This window comes from Streptomyces sp. MMS24-W38 (genome assembly GCF_059889265.1).
In genome coordinates this window covers 6,870,423-6,886,685 of sequence record NZ_JCBCPP010000001.1, presented here as the reverse complement: position 1 = coordinate 6,886,685, position 16,263 = coordinate 6,870,423, and the positions used below count along the sequence as shown (strand labels likewise).

The 16,263-nt window shown below is 71.7% G+C and carries 13 protein-coding genes and 1 pseudogene; 8 read left to right on the top strand and 6 right to left on the bottom strand.

Features of this window, described 5'->3' with window-relative positions; all coding sequences use genetic code 11:
* The first annotated feature begins 168 nt into the window (after nt 1-168).
* Both AC6F7H_RS30335 and AC6F7H_RS30330 read left to right on the top strand, forming a co-directional pair.
* Nucleotides 169-2,451, top strand: coding sequence for a heavy metal translocating P-type ATPase (locus tag AC6F7H_RS30335; RefSeq protein WP_500760699.1), 2,283 nt, complete (start codon nt 169-171; stop codon nt 2,449-2,451).
* Between the two features lie 423 nt (nt 2,452-2,874).
* Complete coding sequence (locus AC6F7H_RS30330) at nt 2,875-3,546, top strand: phosphatase PAP2 family protein (RefSeq protein ID WP_500760696.1); 672 nt, start codon at nt 2,875-2,877, stop codon at nt 3,544-3,546.
* 68 nt (nt 3,547-3,614) lie between these two features.
* Here the strand turns inward: AC6F7H_RS30330 and AC6F7H_RS30325 are convergent, their stop codons facing one another.
* Both AC6F7H_RS30325 and AC6F7H_RS30320 read right to left on the bottom strand, forming a co-directional pair.
* A complete protein-coding gene (locus tag AC6F7H_RS30325; protein WP_500760693.1) occupies nt 3,615-4,406 on the bottom strand; it encodes a response regulator in 792 nt (263 codons plus the stop codon).
* The gene (locus AC6F7H_RS30320) at nt 4,403-6,115 is read right to left on the bottom strand and encodes a sensor histidine kinase (RefSeq protein WP_500760691.1); all 1,713 of its coding nucleotides are present in this window, start codon (nt 6,113-6,115) and stop codon (nt 4,403-4,405) included. The genes AC6F7H_RS30325 and AC6F7H_RS30320 overlap by 4 nt, the downstream gene beginning before the upstream one ends.
* Nucleotides 6,116-6,462: 347 nt before the next feature.
* On the opposite strand from AC6F7H_RS30320, the gene AC6F7H_RS30315 reads away from it, so the two are divergent.
* The 5 genes from AC6F7H_RS30315 to AC6F7H_RS30295 all read left to right on the top strand — a co-directional run bounded on the left by AC6F7H_RS30315 (nt 6,463) and on the right by AC6F7H_RS30295 (nt 12,496).
* Nucleotides 6,463-7,446 (top strand): Bug family tripartite tricarboxylate transporter substrate binding protein, encoded by a 984-nt coding sequence (locus tag AC6F7H_RS30315; RefSeq protein ID WP_500762142.1) that lies wholly within the window; start codon nt 6,463-6,465, stop codon nt 7,444-7,446.
* Nucleotides 7,443-7,982, top strand: a complete 540-nt coding sequence (locus tag AC6F7H_RS30310; RefSeq protein WP_500760688.1) for a tripartite tricarboxylate transporter TctB family protein — start codon at nt 7,443-7,445, stop codon at nt 7,980-7,982. The genes AC6F7H_RS30315 and AC6F7H_RS30310 overlap by 4 nt, the downstream gene beginning before the upstream one ends.
* 1 nt (nt 7,983) lies before the next feature.
* Nucleotides 7,984-9,477, top strand: coding sequence for a tripartite tricarboxylate transporter permease (locus AC6F7H_RS30305; RefSeq protein ID WP_500760687.1), 1,494 nt, complete (start codon nt 7,984-7,986; stop codon nt 9,475-9,477).
* A gap of 183 nt (nt 9,478-9,660) precedes the next feature.
* Nucleotides 9,661-10,782: a GDSL-type esterase/lipase family protein gene (locus AC6F7H_RS30300; RefSeq protein ID WP_500760685.1), complete on the top strand. Its 1,122-nt coding sequence runs from the start codon at nt 9,661-9,663 to the stop codon at nt 10,780-10,782.
* 55 nt (nt 10,783-10,837) lie between these two features.
* Complete coding sequence (locus tag AC6F7H_RS30295; RefSeq protein WP_500760683.1) at nt 10,838-12,496, top strand: cellulase family glycosylhydrolase; 1,659 nt, start codon at nt 10,838-10,840, stop codon at nt 12,494-12,496.
* Nucleotides 12,497-12,585: 89 nt separating this feature from the next.
* Here the strand turns inward: AC6F7H_RS30295 and AC6F7H_RS30290 are convergent, their stop codons facing one another.
* Nucleotides 12,586-13,290, bottom strand: a complete 705-nt coding sequence (locus tag AC6F7H_RS30290) for a class F sortase (RefSeq protein ID WP_500760680.1) — start codon at nt 13,288-13,290, stop codon at nt 12,586-12,588.
* A 118-nt stretch (nt 13,291-13,408) separates the two neighbouring features.
* A complete protein-coding gene (locus tag AC6F7H_RS30285; protein WP_500760678.1) occupies nt 13,409-14,326 on the bottom strand; it encodes a hypothetical protein in 918 nt (305 codons plus the stop codon).
* A 218-nt stretch (nt 14,327-14,544) separates the two neighbouring features.
* Between AC6F7H_RS30285 and AC6F7H_RS30280 the strand changes: the two genes are divergently transcribed.
* A complete protein-coding gene (locus tag AC6F7H_RS30280) occupies nt 14,545-14,814 on the top strand; it encodes a DUF6332 family protein (RefSeq protein WP_500760676.1) in 270 nt (89 codons plus the stop codon).
* Here AC6F7H_RS30280 and AC6F7H_RS30275 read toward each other — a convergent pair.
* Together AC6F7H_RS30275 and AC6F7H_RS30270 are read right to left on the bottom strand one after the other, a co-directional pair.
* A pseudogene (locus tag AC6F7H_RS30275) lies at nt 14,775-14,990 on the bottom strand (response regulator transcription factor); the annotation flags it as partial. The gene AC6F7H_RS30280 and the pseudogene AC6F7H_RS30275 overlap by 40 nt on opposite strands.
* 436 nt (nt 14,991-15,426) lie before the next feature.
* Complete coding sequence (locus tag AC6F7H_RS30270) at nt 15,427-16,125, bottom strand: TetR/AcrR family transcriptional regulator (RefSeq protein ID WP_500760673.1); 699 nt, start codon at nt 16,123-16,125, stop codon at nt 15,427-15,429.
* Nucleotides 16,126-16,263: the final 138 nt, after the last annotated feature.

The following is a 16,263-nucleotide window of genomic DNA, read 5'->3' as shown; positions in this document are numbered from 1 at the left end:
CCCACACACCCCAAAATGCCCCCAGGGGGTATCTATTCAAGACCTGGTGACCCTTGAAATCAAATACCTCCCGGGGGTATACCTGGGAAGCGGGAGAGATACCCCCGACCCGTATACTGCAATCGGCTGCCGGCATGTTCCGGCCGGCCCTCGTCACCAGGAGCGCCCATGACCGTCCGTACAGCCGGCAACGAGACCGAGGCCGGGGCCCGGGGAGAGGTGGAGCTGGTCATCGGCGGGATGACCTGCGCCTCCTGCGCCGCGCGGGTCGAGAAGAAACTCAACCGGATGGACGGGGTCACCGCCACGGTCAACTACGCCACCGAGAAGGCCAGGGTGTCGCACGACGGCGCGGTCACCGTCCAGGACCTGATCGCCACCGTCGAGGCCACCGGGTACACGGCACGGGAGCCCGCGCCGCCCGCGCGTGGGAACGAGCCCGCGTCCTCCGGCTCCGCCGGATCCCCCGACGAGCTCCGGTCTCTGCGGGAGCGGTTGATCACGGCCGTGGTGCTGTCGGTGCCCGTCGTCGCGATGGCGATGATCCCGGCCCTGCAGTTCGAGTACTGGCAGTGGCTGTCCCTGACACTGGCGGCACCGGTCGTGACGTACGCGGCGTGGCCCTTCCACCGGGCGGCGTTCACCAACGCGCGGCACGGTGCGGCCACCATGGACACATTGGTCTCGGTCGGTACCTCGGCGGCGTTCCTGTGGTCGCTGTGGGCGCTCTTCTTCGGCACCGCCGGCACCCCGGGCATGACCCACCCCTTCGAACTGACCATCGCCCGTTCGGACGGCGCCGGGAACATCTATCTGGAGGCTGCCGCGGGTGTCACCGCGTTCATCCTGGCCGGGCGGTACTTCGAGGCGCGCGCCAAGCGGAAGGCGGGCGCGGCGCTGCGGGCGCTGATGGAACTGGGCGCGAAGGACGTCACCGTGCTCCGGCCCGACGGGCGCGAGGAGACGGTGCCCGTCGAGGAGTTGGCGGTCGGCGACCGTTTCCTGGTACGCCCCGGCGAGAAGATCGCGACCGACGGGGCAGTCGTCGAGGGCACCTCGGCGGTGGACGTCTCCATGCTCACCGGAGAGTCCGTGCCGGTGGAAGTGGCCCCCGGGGACGCGGTCACCGGGGCCACACTCAACGCGGGCGGGCGTCTCGTCCTGGAGGCCACCCGGGTCGGCTCCGACACCCAGCTCGCCCGGATGGCGAAGATGGTGGAGGACGCGCAGAACGGCAAGGCCGCCGCGCAGCGGCTCGCGGACCGGATCTCCGCGGTCTTCGTGCCGATCGTGATCGCGCTGGCCCTGGGCACGCTGGGCTTCTGGCTGGGCGACGGCGCCGGGCTGACCGCCGCGTTCACCGCCGCCGTGGCCGTACTGATCATCGCCTGTCCGTGCGCCCTCGGCCTCGCCACGCCGACCGCGCTGATGGTCGGCACCGGGCGCGGCGCGCAGCTCGGCATCCTCATCAAGGGCCCGGAGGTCCTGGAGACCACCCGCCGCGTCGACACCGTGGTGCTCGACAAGACCGGCACGGTCACCACCGGCCGGATGACCCTGCTCGCCGTGCACCCGGCCGAAGGTACCGACGAGGCCGACGTGCTGAGGCTGGCAGGCGCCCTGGAGCACTCCTCCGAGCACCCGATCGCCCGTGCCGTCGCCGACGGCGCCCTGGAGAAGCTGGGCACGCTGCCCTCTCCCGAGGACTTCGGCAACGTGCCAGGACTCGGCGTCCAGGGTGTCGTGGAGGGCCATGCGGTGCTCGTCGGCCGGGAACAGCTGCTGGCGCAGTGGGAACTGAAGCTGCCGGCCGAGCTGGCGCGGGCCCTGGAGACGGCCCAGGCCGCCGGGCGCACCGCCGTCACGGTGGCCTGGGACGGTGAGGCGCGCGCGGTGCTGGAGATCGCCGACGCCGTGAAGGAGACCAGCCCCGAGGCGGTGCGCCGGCTGCGCGCGCTCGGCCTCCGGCCCGTCCTGCTGACCGGGGACAACGAGGCGGTGGCCCGGACCGTCGCCCGCGAGGTCGGGATCGCGCCGGAGGACGTCATCGCCGAGGTGCTGCCGCAGGACAAGGTGGATGTCGTCAAGCGCCTTCAGGCGGAAGGCCGCTCGGTCGCGATGGTCGGCGACGGTGTCAACGACGCGGCCGCGCTGGCCCAGGCCGACCTCGGCCTGGCCATGGGCACCGGCACGGACGCGGCCATCGAGGCCGGCGACCTGACCCTCGTCCGGGGCGACCTGCGGGCCGCGGCGGACGCGATCCGGCTGGCCCGCCGCACTCTCGGCACGATCCGGTCCAACCTGTTCTGGGCCTTCGCCTACAACGTCGCCGCGCTGCCGCTCGCCGCGGCCGGCCTGCTCAACCCGATGATCGCGGGGGCGGCCATGGCCTTCTCCTCGGTCTTCGTCGTCGGCAACTCCCTCCGCCTGCGTACCTTCCGGGCGGCCTGACCGGCGACGGTCACCCGGACGGGTGTGACGGCCGGGCTGCGGCGGGGGCGCGGAGACGTACCGGGTGGATCACGCGTACCGTGGGCACCTGATGATTCCCGGTCCACGGTGCGGGTGCGTCCAGGGCCTGTCCGGCGGATCAGGCCGCAGGAACTCGACGGCGCCTCATCGGCGCCGGTGAGCGGGGCCTGGTGCGGTCAGCTGCGAGGCGGAGGAGGGAGTCGGTCGGGGTCTCCCCTGCTCATGGGGCTCCCCCCGCTCGAGCGAAGCCGAGAGCTCGGGGAAGGAGCCGTGGCGACCGACGACAACGCCGCAGACAGGCGTACCGGCCCCCGCGTCTGCGGCATGATCCGCCGGACAGGCCCTGGCGAGCCCCGGACACACGGCCCCCCCACATACACAACGCCACCGCGGGAGAGACGAATGAGCGAGCCGACCACCACCGACCAGGGCGGTACCCGTCCGCTCACCGCGCCCGCCCGGCCCGCCGACGGACTCCGTCGGATGGCGTCCGCCGTCCTCGGCGATCTCAGGGCCGTGGACGGTGCCCTGTACGCGGCGGTGGCGGCCACTCCCACCCCCACCCTCGACCGGGCCCTGCGCCGCCTCTCGCACGCGGCCGACCATTCGAAGATCTCGTTCGCCATCGCCGGTGCCCTCGCCCTGGGCGGGTCGCGGCAGCGCCGGGCCGCGCTCGTCGGCGTGGGGGCCATAGCCGTGGCGTCGGCGTCGGCCAATCTGCTCGGCAAGCGTCTGGTCCGCAGGAACCGGCCGGACCGGGAAGCCGCCCGGGTGACCGTGGACCGGCATGTCCCGATGCCCACCTCGGCTTCCTTCCCCTCCGGGCACACCGCGTCGGCGGTCGCCTTCGCCACCGCCGTCGGTACGGTCCTGCCCGCGGCCTCCGGCCCGCTCGGCGCACTGGCCGGCGCGGTGGGCTACTCACGCATCCATACGGGCGTGCACTACCCGGGAGACGTCGCCGCCGGCGCGGTTCTCGGCATCGCGAGCGCGGCCGCCGCCCTCGCCCTGGCGTCAGCCCGCCTCCCCGCCTCGTACGGAAGCGGAAGGCCACGCCCGTCCCGGGCCCGGTGACCGCCGACCGGGGAGGACGAACACCGTCCCCGGGAGCGACGCGGCCCGCCGGTCCCGGGACGGCACGCCTAGAGCCGCGCCCCGCCCCGCGGGCGGACCCCACCGGCCCGCCCGCCGGCCTGCCGCAGGGGCCCTCCGACGAACCGGTAGCGGCGTTCCGGCCGCCCCGCGACCCCGTACCGCAGCGAGACCTCGGCCGTGCCCACGGTGTGGAAGTGCTCCAGGTAGCGGCGGGCGCTGACCCTGGAGACGCCGGTGAGGGCGGCGCACTCGGTGGCCGACAGCGTGCCGTCGGCCTCGCGCAGGGTGCGCTCGACCAGTTCGGCGGTCTCCGCACTCATGCCCTTGGGCAGCATCGGAGCCGCGTACGTCACGACCGGCGCCGCCGCTCCGGCCAGCACCCGGTCCACGTCGGCCTGGCCACGTACGACCGTGCCCAGCAGCCGACCGCGTTGGACGGCGTACCGCTCCAGCCTGGCCCGCAGGTCCTCGAACTCGAACGGCTTGAGCAGATAGTCGACGACCCCGTGCCGGACCGCCCCGCGCACCGTCTCCGCCTCCCGTGCGGCGCTGATGGCCATCACGTCGCAGTCGTGCCCCGCGCTGCGCAGCCGGGGGATCACGTCGAGGCCGAACAGGTCCGGCAGATACAGGTCGAGCAGGACCAGATCGGGACGGAGTTCGTCCACCGCGGCGACGGCCTGCTCACCGGTGCTGGCGACGCCGACGACCCGGAACGCCTCGACGCGGTCGACGAAGGCGCGGTGCACACGGGCCACCATGAAGTCGTCGTCGACCACGAGCACGTCGATCGTGTCGGCGCGCGCGGGCCCGGCGTGCTCACCGTGCGTACTGGTCATCGGCCGGCTCCTTCCGCCACCGCGTCGGCGAGGTGGCTCACGGTCATGCGGGCGGTGAACATCGCTCCGTCCGGGGTGTTGGTCACCGAGATCTCACCGCCGTGACGTTCGCAGACGAGACGGGTGAGCGCCAGTCCGATACCGCGCTCGCCCTCCTGGGCGGCCTTGGTGGTGAAGCCGTGTGAGAAGACCTCGCGGGCCAGTTCGGGGGTGACTCCGGGGCCGGAGTCACGGACGACGATCTCCACACTTGCGGCGTCGTGGCGCAGTTCGACCTCGACCCAGGCGTCGTGCCCTCCCTCTCCGCCAGGGCCCCCTGTCCCCGGATCGGCACCCGGATCGCCCACGGTGGCCGCCGCGTCCACGGCGTTGTCCACGAGGTTGCCCACGACCGTCGCCACGTCGGCGGCGTCCTCGGGGGCCAGCCGGTCGAGGGCGCTGTTGTCGGAGATGCGCAGGGTCACCCTGCGTTCGGCGGCGAGGGAGGCCTTCGCCGTCAGCAGGGCGGCGACGGCGGTGTCCCGCACCCGCCGGCTGAGCGTGACGTCGAGGGACTGACGGCGCCGGCTCAGAGCACGTATGTAGCGCACGACCTCGTCCTGCTCACCGATCTGGATGAGCCCGGAGATCGTGTGCAGCTGGTTGGCGAACTCGTGCGCCTGGGCGCGCAGCAACTCGGAGGAGCTGCGAAAGGACCCGATCTCCCTTTCCAGACGGGCGAGTTCGGTACGGTCGCGCAGGGTGGTGACCGCACCGAGAAGACGCCCGTCCTTGGTGACGGTCATCCGGTTCATCACCAGCACCCGGCCGTGCCGCACGACGACCTCGTCACGCCGACGACCGGGCCCGTGCCGCGACGGGTCCCCAGCCCGGTCCTGCGTTCCGGCGAGGACGTCCCGCAGCCGCCCGTCGACGCCGAGGGAGTCCAGGCTCTGGCCGACGCAGTCCTCGGGCAGGGCGAGCAGACGGCGCCCCATCTCGTTGACGAGGGTGAGCCGGTGCTGCGGATCCAGTGCGACCACGCCCTCGGCGATGCCGTACAGCATGGCCTCGCGGTGTTCGGCGAGCCCCGCGATCTCGCGCGGCTCGAGGCCGAGACTCTGCCGCTTCACCCGCCGCGCGAGCAGCCAGGAGCCGGCCACTCCCAGCCCGCTGGCGATGCCCAGATAGGCGAGCAGATAGGAGGAGGCACCGCTGAGCCGCTGCCACACCGTCGGGTCGGTCACGCCGATCATCACCGTGCCGAGGTGGCGCCCGAGGTTGTGCCGGTCCGCCCCGAGGACCGGCACCTGCGCGACCCGTTCACGGCTGCCGTCGAGCGTCATGGGTCCCGACCAGCCGCGCCCGCGTACCGCGCCGTCGCCCGGTGGCAGGCGTTCACCGATCACCGTGGGGTTCGTGGAGGCGACGATCCGGCCGTCCGGACCGGCCACGGTCACCGAAGTGACCCCGGACTGCGTCTGGGTGGAGTTCACCAGCGCGGCGAGAGCCTCGCCGGGCACCGGTCGCGTCAGCCTGCTGCGCACCAGCGGGTTGGCGGCCAGCTGTTCGGCGAGGGCGCCGACCCGGCGGCCCTCGACCCGGTTGAACGTCGCCTCCGACTGCGCCAGGGAGACCGCGGCGACCGCCAGCAGGACCACCACGACGATGGCGAGCTGGAGCACCAGCATCTCGCCCGCGAGGGTCTGACGGCGGAAGGTGACGGCCACGACGTACTCAATCTCTCCTGCCGACGGGCTCTCCGGCCGGCGATGCCCTCCGGCGGGCACGACGCGGTGCGACGCAGGTGACGGGCTGCCCCATCATGGCGCCCACCTGCGCCGGGCGAAAGACACCGGCACCGCCCGGACTGCCCGCGGTGCCCCGGGAATGCCGCGACACGGTCGCCCGGGACCCGCCCCGGACGTCCGGCGGGCCGCTGACGCAATGACCAAAACCTCCGTTGGTTCCGCAAGCGGGACAGCCCGCCGGCACACGTGCACCATGTGGCGCACGCCGCCCTCCCCCACAGGGCTTCGCGTGACCCCAGACGACCGACCGACAGGTGGTGGCATTCGTGCGCCTGCGCACTCCCCTCGCCCTGCTCGGGGCCGCCGTGCTGGTACTCGTGGGTCCGCCGCTGCTCACGACCGGCAGCGGCACCGAGACCGGCACACAGATCCCGGGCCTGCGCTTCATGGTTCCCAACACGCCCGGCGGCGGCTACGACATCACGGCCCGTACGGCCGCGAAGAACGCCGAGGACGCCGGGCTCACCCACAACATCGAGGTGTTCAACCTGCCCGGCGCCGGCGGCACCGTCGGCCTCAGCAGACTGGTGAGCGAACACGGCAACGGCAAGCTCGCCATGTCGATGGGCCTCGGTGTCGTCGGCGCCGTCCGGTCCAACGACGCGCCGAAGACCCTCGGCGACACCACCCCGATCGCCCGGCTCACCGAGGAGCAGGACGTCGTCGTGGTCGCCAAGGACTCCCCGTACAAGACGATCGACGACCTGATCGGCGCCTGGAGGGACAACCCCGGCAAGCTCCCGGTGGGCGGCGGTTCCTCCCCCGGCGGACCCGACCACCTCGCGCCGATGCTGATGGCGCGGGCCGCCGGGATCGCCCCGAAGCAGGTCAACTACATCCCCTTCGACGGCGGCGGCGAGCTGCTCGCCTCGATCCTCGGCAACAAGGTCGGGTTCGGCGTGTCCGGCGTCGGTGAGTACCTCGACCAGATCGAGGCGGGTGAGCTGCGCCTACTCGCGGTCACCGGACCGGAGCGGGTCCCCGGGCTCGACGCGCCCACACTGCGGGAGGCGGGCTACGACGTGAACTTCACCAACTGGCGCGGCCTCGTCGCCCCGCCCGGACTGACCGACGCCGAACGCGACAAACTCGTGGCACTGGTCGAGGAGTTGCACGATTCGGACGAATGGCACAAATCCATGAAGCAGAACGGCTGGGACGACGCCTTCCTGACGGGAGAGAAGTTCGGTGACTTCCTGGAGGCCGAGGACAAGCGCGTGGTGTCCGTCCTGAAGGAGCTCGGACTGTGACCACACCGACCACCGGCCTGACCCCCGAGCCCGCCGCCGAGCGGCGCTCCTGGCTGCGCGACCACTCGGAACTCGGCGTCTGTGCCATGCTGCTGGCGCTCGGCGTCCTCGTCCTCACCGACGCCCTCACCATGGACGTCGACATCACCCAGCGCGGCCCCGTCGGACCGAGGACGGTACCGGTCGTGGTCGGCGTCGGACTGCTGCTCGTCGCGGCCCTGCTCGCGGTCGACGTACTGCGCGGCGGTCGGGGGCAGGCCGAGACCGGCGAGGACGTCGACCTGTCCGAACCCGCCGACTGGCGCACGGTGCTGCTGCTCGCCGGGGTGTTCCTCGGCTCGGCCGTCCTCATCGAACCGCTCGGCTTCCCGGTCGCGGGCGCACTGCTCTTCTGGGGCGCGGCCTTCGCCCTCGGCAGCCGCAGGTTCGACCGCGATCCGCTGATCGCGGCAGTCGTCTCCCTCGTCGCCTACACCGTGTTCAACAACCTGCTCGGAGTACCGCTGCCCGGTGGTCCGCTGATGGGAGTGCTGTGACGTGAACGCCCTCAACTCCCTTCTGGACGGCTTCGGTACGGCCCTGACCCCGATCAATCTGCTGTGGGCCGCGATCGGCGTGCTGTTGGGCACCGCGATCGGCGTACTGCCCGGTATCGGCCCGGCGATGGCGGTGGCGCTGCTGCTGCCGGTGACGTACGGGCTCGACCCGATCGCCGCGTTCATCATGTTCGCGGGGATCTACTACGGCGCGATGTTCGGCGGTTCGACGACCTCGATCCTGCTGAACACACCGGGGGAGAGCGCCGCCGTGGTCGCGGCCATGGAGGGCAACCCCATGGCCAAGTCGGGTCGTGGTGCGCAGGCACTGGCCGCCGCCGCGATCGGTCACTTCACGGGTGGCATGGTCGGCACGATCCTGCTGGTCGCGTTGGCGCCGGCGGTCGCCGAACTCGCCGTGGACATCGGCGCGCCGGACTACTTCGCCATCATGGTGCTGGCCTTCATCGCCGTGACGTCGGTGCTGGGTTCGTCGCGGATCCGGGGTCTGGCCTCGCTGCTGATCGGCCTGACGATCGGCCTGGTGGGCCTGGACCAGATGACCGGCCAGCAGCGGCTGACCTTCGGTTCCCTCCAACTGGCCGACGGCGTCGATGTGGTGATCGTCGCGGTGGGCCTGTTCGCCATCGGCGAGGCGCTGTGGGTCGCCGCGCATCTGCGGCGCAGGCCGCCCGAGCCGATTCCGGTGGGCCGGCCGTGGCTGGGCCGCGGCGACGTGCGGCGCACGTGGAAGTCCTGGGCACGCGGCCCGTTCATCGGCTTCCCCTTCGGGGCGATCCCGGCGGGCGGCGCGGAGATCCCGACGTTCCTGTCGTACGTCACGGAGAAACGGCTGTCCAAGCACCAGGACGAGTGGGGCAAGGGTGCCATCGAGGGCGTGGCGGGACCGGAGTCGGCGGCATCGGCCTCGGCGGCGGGCACGCTGGTGTCCATGCTGACGCTCGGCCTGCCGACCACGGCCGTCGCGGCGGTGATGCTGGCCGCCTTCCAGCAGTACGGCATCCAGCCGGGCCCGCTGCTCTTCGAGCGTGAGCCCGAGCTGGTGTGGGGCTTGATCGCCTCCCTGTTCGTCGGCATGGTGCTGCTGCTCGCCCTCAACCTCCCGCTGGCACCGGTGTGGGCGAAGCTGCTGCGCATCCCGCGGCCGTACCTGTACGCCGGAATCCTGTTCTTCGCGACGGTCGGCGCGTACGCGGTCGGCGGCGAGGTGATCGACCTGGTGATTCTGCTGATCATCGGTCTGATCGGCTTCGGGATGCGGCGGTACGGCCTGCCGGTGCTGCCCGCCATCATCGCCGTCATCCTCGGCCCGGCCGCCGAGCAGCAGCTCCGCCGCGCGCTGCAGATCAGTGACGGCAGCGTCGCGGGTCTGGTCAACACGCCCTTCTCGGTGATCGTGTACGCGGTCATCGCGCTGCTGCTGGCCTGGCCGCTGCTGCGGAAGGTGGTGCTCCGCAGGCGCGTCGAGTCCTGATCCGCGCGTGGAGTTCTCCGCGCCTTGGGTGTGGTGCACAGGTGCACCACACCCAAGGCGCGTTCCGACATCGCGGCACCGCCGCGCGCGCTTCCCTCCGCCACCCCTCTTGACGCGTCACTGACAAGGGTGGCTTGATGTCTCGATGGGAGCGCTCCCACATCGTCCGGGGAAGGGAACACCATGCGCGTCACCGACCGCTTACCGCTACGGGCGCTGCTCGTACTGACCGCCCTGCTCCTCCCGTTCGGCCTCGCCCTCGGCCCTCTAGCGCCACACGCGGCGGCCACGCCGAACGCGGGCCCCGTCCGCATCATGCCGCTGGGTGACTCGATCACCGGCTCACCCGGCTGCTGGCGGGCCACGCTGTGGAACCAGTTGCGGAACTCCGGCCACACGGACATCGACTTCGTCGGCACGCTGCCCGGCCAGGGCTGCGGCCTGGCGTACGACGGCGACAACGAGGGCCACGGAGGCGAACTGGTGACCAACGTCGCGGACCAGGATCTGCTGCCCGGACGACTGGCGGCGACCCGGCCGGACATCGTTGTCATGCATTTCGGCACGAACGACGTCTGGAGCAGCGTCTCCCCCGGCCGCATCCTCGCCGCCTACACCAAGCTGGTGGCGCAGATGCGCGCGGCCGATCCCGACACACGGCTCCTGGTGGCCCGGATCATCCCGATGAACCCCGCGAGCTGCGCCGGCTGCGCCCAGCGCGTCGTCGACCTCAACGCCCTGATCCCCGGGTGGGCCGAGGCGACGAGCACCAGCCGCTCCCCGGTGACCGTGGTCGACCAGTGGACGGGCTTCGACACCGCCGCCGACACCTACGACGGCGTGCACCCGAACGACTCCGGCAACCAGAAGATCGCCGCCCGCTGGTACCCGGCCCTGTCCGAACTCCTCGACCGGGGTGTCCCGGGCGACCCCGGTGGCCCCGGCGACGGCGAACCGGCCTGTGTCGCGTCGTTCCGGGCCGTCTCGTCCTGGCAGGGCGGTTACCAGGCCGAAGTGACGGTACGCAACACCTCCGCCGTCCCCCTCTCCGGCTGGACCTCGACGGTCGCACCGGCCGACGGCGCTCGACTGACCCAGGTGTGGAACGGCACGCTCGGCGCCGCCGCCGACGGCACGGTGACCGTCACCAACACGATCTGGAACGGCGCCCTGGCTCCCGGCGCGAGCGCCGCCTTCGGCTTCCTCGCCCACGCCCCGGCAACGTCCGGCGCCCCGGCGGCGACCGTCGGCTGCACGGCCGCGGCAGCCTCCTGCGCCATGGCGCACACCGGGCACGCCCCATGACGCACGGCACGCACCAGGACCGAACCGACCCCCGAACCGCACCTCTGGAGCCGCCATGAGAACCCGCGCTTCCCGCATGCTCTTCCCCGCATCCACCGCCCCCCGCGTGGCCGGTCTGATCGCCGCTCTCCTGGGGCTCCTCCTCCCGCTGCTCGCCTTCGGCACCCCGGCCCACGCTGCCCCCACCGGCTTCCGCGTCGAGAACGGCCGGCTGTTGGAGGCCTCCGGGAACGACTTCGTGATGCGCGGCGTCAACCACGCCCACACCTGGTACACGGACCGGATCAGCTCTCTCGCACACATCAAGGCCAAGGGCGCCAACACCGTGCGCGTGGTTCTCTCCAGCGGCGACCGATGGGCCGCCAACGACACCGCCGACGTGGCCGACGTCGTCGCGCGGTGCAAGCAGAACCGGCTGATCTGCGTCCTCGAGGTGCACGACACCACGGGTTACGGCGAGCAGAGCGGAGCGGTGACGCTCTCCCGCGCCGCCGACTACTGGATCGGCGTGCAGAGCGCGCTGACCGGTCAGGAGGACCATGTCATCGTCAACATCGGCAACGAGCCCCACGGCAACACCGGCTACACGAACTGGACGGCCGACACCAAGGCCGCGATCCGGAAGCTGCGCGACGCCGGGTTCGACCACACGCTGATGGTCGACGCCCCCAACTGGGGCCAGGACTGGGCGTTCACCATGCGTGACAACGCCGCCTCGGTGTTCGCCGCCGACCCGGACGCCAACACGGTGTTCTCCATCCACATGTACGGCGTCTTCGACACCGCGGCCGAGATCAGCGACTACCTGGGCCGTTTCGTCGCCGCGGGGTTGCCCCTCGTCGTGGGCGAGTTCGGGCACAACCACTCCGACGGCGACCCCGACGAGGACACCGTTCTGGCCGTCACCCGGCAGCTCGGGCTCGGCTACCTCGGCTGGTCCTGGAGTGGCAACGGCGGCGGGGTCGAGTACCTGGACATGGTCGTGAACTTCGACCCGAACCGGCTGACCAGCTGGGGTGAGCGCCTCTTCGACGGCGCCAACGGAATAGCGGCCACCTCCGAGGAGGCCGCTATCTACTCCTCCGGCCCGGGCCGTGACACCACGGCTCCGACCACCCCCGGCACGCCGGCCGTCTCCTCGGTGACCTCGTCGTCCGCCACCCTCTCCTGGACGGCGGCCACCGACACGAACGGAGTAACGGGCTACGACGTCGTTCGGATCGACAACGGTGACGAGACGGTCGTCACCACTACCACCGGCACCTCCGCGACTCTCACCGGCCTCTCCCCCGCGACCTCCTACACCTTCGCTGTGTACGCCCGCGACGCGGCCGGCAACCGCTCACAGCGTTCCGCCACGGTGACGGTCACCACGTCCTCCGGCGGGAGCCAGGGCTCCTGCGAGGTCAGGTACCGGGTGACGAACGAATGGCCCGGCGGCTTCCAGGGCGAGGTCACGGTCCGCAACACCGGCGGCTCAGCGGTCGACGGCTGGACGCTGAGCTGGGTCTTCCCGGGTGCCCAGCGCATCACCAACATGTGGGGCGGCACCCCGGCCCAGACCGGTTCCGAGGTCAGTGTCGCCTCGGCCCCCTACACCGCGGCGATCCCCGCGGCCGGCTCCGTCACCCTCGGCTTCACGGCCACCACGACGGACCGCAATCCGAGTCCCTCGGCGTTCACCCTCAACGGGTCCGTCTGCTCAGTGGCCTGACGAACGCGCTGCCCGGAAGGGTGCCTTTCTCCCCCTTCCGGGCAGCGAACCCATGCCGCCGTCCGTCCGTGGCGGGCGGTCCGTCCGGATCAGACCAGGTGGGCGAAGACCACCAGGTTCTCGGTGTAGTCCTTGGCCGCGCGGTCGTAGGCTCCGGAGCAGGTGATGAGCCGGACCTGGGCGTCGTCCGTGTCGGCGTAGACCCGCTCGTTGGGGAAGTCGTTCTTGGCGAACGACTCCGCGTGGTCGATCACGAACGTCGCGTTCCGCCCGTCGGCCCGCTCCACCGTGAACCGGTCGCCCTTCTCGAGTTCGGAGAGCCGTGCGAACACGGCCGGCGAGGTCTTCGTGTCCACGTGTCCGGCGATGATCGACGTTCCGTGCTCGCCCGGGGACGCCCCGTCGGCGAACCAGCCGACCAGGTTGATGTCGTCCGGCGGCGGTGCGTCGAGCTGGCCCGAGGCTCCGACGGCGAGATCGGTGAAGGGTGCGTCGACGTCGATGTCAGGGATGCGGATCCGGGTCGGGGCGGACCGCGGCAGTTTCCTGCTCGTCGGCGCGGTCGTGGCGGGACCGGAGGCCGAAGGGGACGCCGACGGGGACATCATGGCGGAGGCCGCGGGGGGAGAGTGCGGGCCGCGGGCGTCGGCGGAGGGCTCCTCCCCGCCGCCGAGCAGGCTCACCGCAAGCACCAGGGCCGCCGTACCCCAGAAGATCGCCGTCATGAGGGCGCGCAGTCTCCGCCTCGCCGGAGTCGGATCGTTGTGGTCGGGGGAAAGGGGGCGGGCTGCCATCGGGGGACCACCTCATTCGGACACGGCAGCGAACACGGCATACGAAAAGGACGAGCCGGGGCCGCCGTACGCGCGACGCGCGTACGGCGGCCCCGGCTCCTATGACGTCAGGCATGGCTCAGGCCACGCTTCCGAAAGCCTTCTTGCGCTTCAGCGCGTAGGCACCGGCGCCGAGGACCACCAGGGCAGCCAGGCCGCCGCCGGAGACAGCCGGGTCCGCGAGGCCGCCACCGCCGGCGTGCACTCCGCCGTGCGGCTTCTCGTTGTAGCCGCCCTCGTCGTTGTAGCCGCCCTCGTCCTTGTAACCACCCTCGTCCTTGTAACCACCCTCGTCCTTGTAACCACCCTCGTCCTTGTAGCCGCCCTCGTCCTTCTTGCCGCCCTCGTCCTTCTTGCCCTTGTGCTCGCCGTCGTCGTGCTTGCCGCTCCAGTCACCCTCGTTCACGGCCGCGAGAGCCCCACCACCGGTGTGCACTCCGCCGCGCGGCTTCTCCTTGTGGCCGCCCTCGCCCTTCTCGCCCCTCTCGTCCTTACGCTCGTCGCACCTCTCCTCGCACCTCTCGTCCTCGTCCTCGTCCTCGCCGTAATCGCCGTCGTCCCCGGCCACAGCGGTGAGAGCGCCGCCGCCGGTGTGCACTCCGCCGCGCGGCTTCTCCTTGTGGCCGCCCTCGCCCTTCTCGCCCTTCTCGCCCTTGTGCTCGTCGCCCCTCTCGTCCTTACGCTCGTCGCACCTCTCCTCCTCGCGCTCCTCGCACCTCTCGTCCTTGTACTCGTCCTCGTCCTCGTCCTTGTACTCGCCGTAATCGCCGTCGTCCCCGGCCACAGCGGTGAGAGCGCCGCCGCCGGCGTGCATTCCGCCATGCGGCTTGTCGTGCCTGCTGTCCTCCTCGTGGCGGCTGTCCTCCTCGTGCTCCTTGCTGTAGGAAGACTTGTCGTGGTCCGAGTCGCCCATATGGGCGGCAAAGGCTGCGGGCGCCCCGACCACGAGGGCCGCGGTGGCCGTCGCGGTGGCGAGCAGCATGCGGGCAGAGCGCATCTGACTGTCCTTCCGTCGGCGCACCCGGCTGCTGACACCTGGCCAGCACGGTTGACCGGGCCCCGACGTGATTAACCGTCAGTCATAAGAGCCGCTCCCACCATTCGAGGCGTTCACACGGGTTACGGCTTCACCCTGACGGCGTACCAGCGGGTGCTCACGGCGCCGGGCTGCTTGACTTCGGGAAAACCGAGCAGGGACTTGTTCGGGGGACACCGGTGCGGCGGACTCAGGCCGAGCGGGACGCGAGCACCATCGAGATCGGCTACGCCCTGTGCAGCGCGGCGTTCGCCGCGGCGGTCCTCTTCGGGGCGGTGGCAGGTTCCGCGCTCCTCTTCAGCCTCCCGGGCACCGTCGAAGGCCTCCTGCTCCATGCCGGGCTGGTGCTCGCTCCGGTTCTCTTCCTCGTGCGTGTGGCCAGTGTGCTGCTGCGGTTCCGGATGGTTTCTCAGCCCGGCCAGCCCGGCCGTGCCGGGCCCGACTCGTAGGCCAGGAAGGCCAGTTGTGCCCGGTCGCGGGCACCCAGTTCGACCATGGCCCGGCCGACGTGGGTCTTGGCGGTGAGCGGGCTGACGACCAGGCGGCGGGCGATCTCCTCGTTGGACAGGCCGATGCCGACCAGGGCCATCACCTCCCGCTCCCGTTCGGTGAGTTCGGACAGGGCTCCGGTGGCGGGTCCGTCGTCGATACGCGGCCGCAGCCGCCCCGCGTCCTGTTCGACGCGCACGCGCGCGTGCCGTGATCCGGAGTGCCGTATCCGGACACGAACAGCAGCAGTCGCGCGAGGGGGTCCAGCGCCGTCCGCTCGCCCGCCCGGGCGTGTTCGGCGAAGTGGGAGCCGATCGGCACGAAGGCCGTGAGAAGCGCGGTGGAGCGCCGTGCCAGGGCCACCGGGAACGGCGGCGCTCGACGCCCTCGCCGGCCCAGCGGCCCCGGCCGGGCGGGCCGGTCGCCACGTCCCCGGCGGCCCGCCTCGGCGCCCGTGCTGCTCGTCCATGCCCGTCACGCTGGACGCCGGGTGCGGCGAACGGCATCACCCCGGCGTCGTGATCACGTGTGCTCCCGGCGAAGTACGCCGTCAAGGGTGCCAGGGGACGCCGCTACGTCAGTGCCGGCAGGCCCACGGAGTGGGCGAGTCGGCCCACCGCGTGCCGGAAGAACGTCGCGCGGTCCTCCACGACCCGGTGGAACTGCCCGAACAGTTCGAACCCGATCAGTCCGTACAGCTCGGCCCAGGCCGCCACCATCGCCGCCACCACCTCCGGCGGGAGGTCCGGCGCGAGGTCGGCGGCCATCCGCTCGGCCTCCGGCCGCAGCCCGGCCGGAAGCGGGGGTTTCGCCAGTTCGGAGTCGCACTGTGCGTCCCGCAGGACGTCCCTGAGCAGGAAACCCACACGAGCGGCGGCCGGGACGGTGGTCTCCGGCGCGCTGTATCCGGGCACCGGCGACCCGTAGATCAGCGCGTACTCGTGCGGGTGCCCGAGCGCCCAGTCGCGCACGCCCTCGCAGAGCGCGGTCCAGCGCCGGGTCGGCGCGGCGCCGGCGACCGCGCCATGGGCTGCTTCGGCGGCGTCGCCGAGGGAGTCGTAGGCATCGATGATGAGCGCGGTCAGCAGGTCGTCGCGGCTCGGGAAGTACCGGTACATCGCGGAGGAGGCCATGCCGAGTTCGCGGGCCACGGCCCGCAGTGAGAGCTTGGCGGCGCCTTCCGCCGCGAGCTGCCTGCGGGCTGCTTCCTTGATGGCCGCGGTGACTTCGAGCCTCGCTCGGGCACGGGCGCCGTGTGCTGTGCTGCTCATGCGGATCAGTGTGCCACGAACCCAGAGCAGCGCACACAAAGGAGAGCAGCGCTCTTGCCTTGCCGTGTCGACACCGTGCAGACTGAGGACACAACGAGAGCGGCGCTCACAAAAGAGAGCAGCGCTCCCAATGGCATT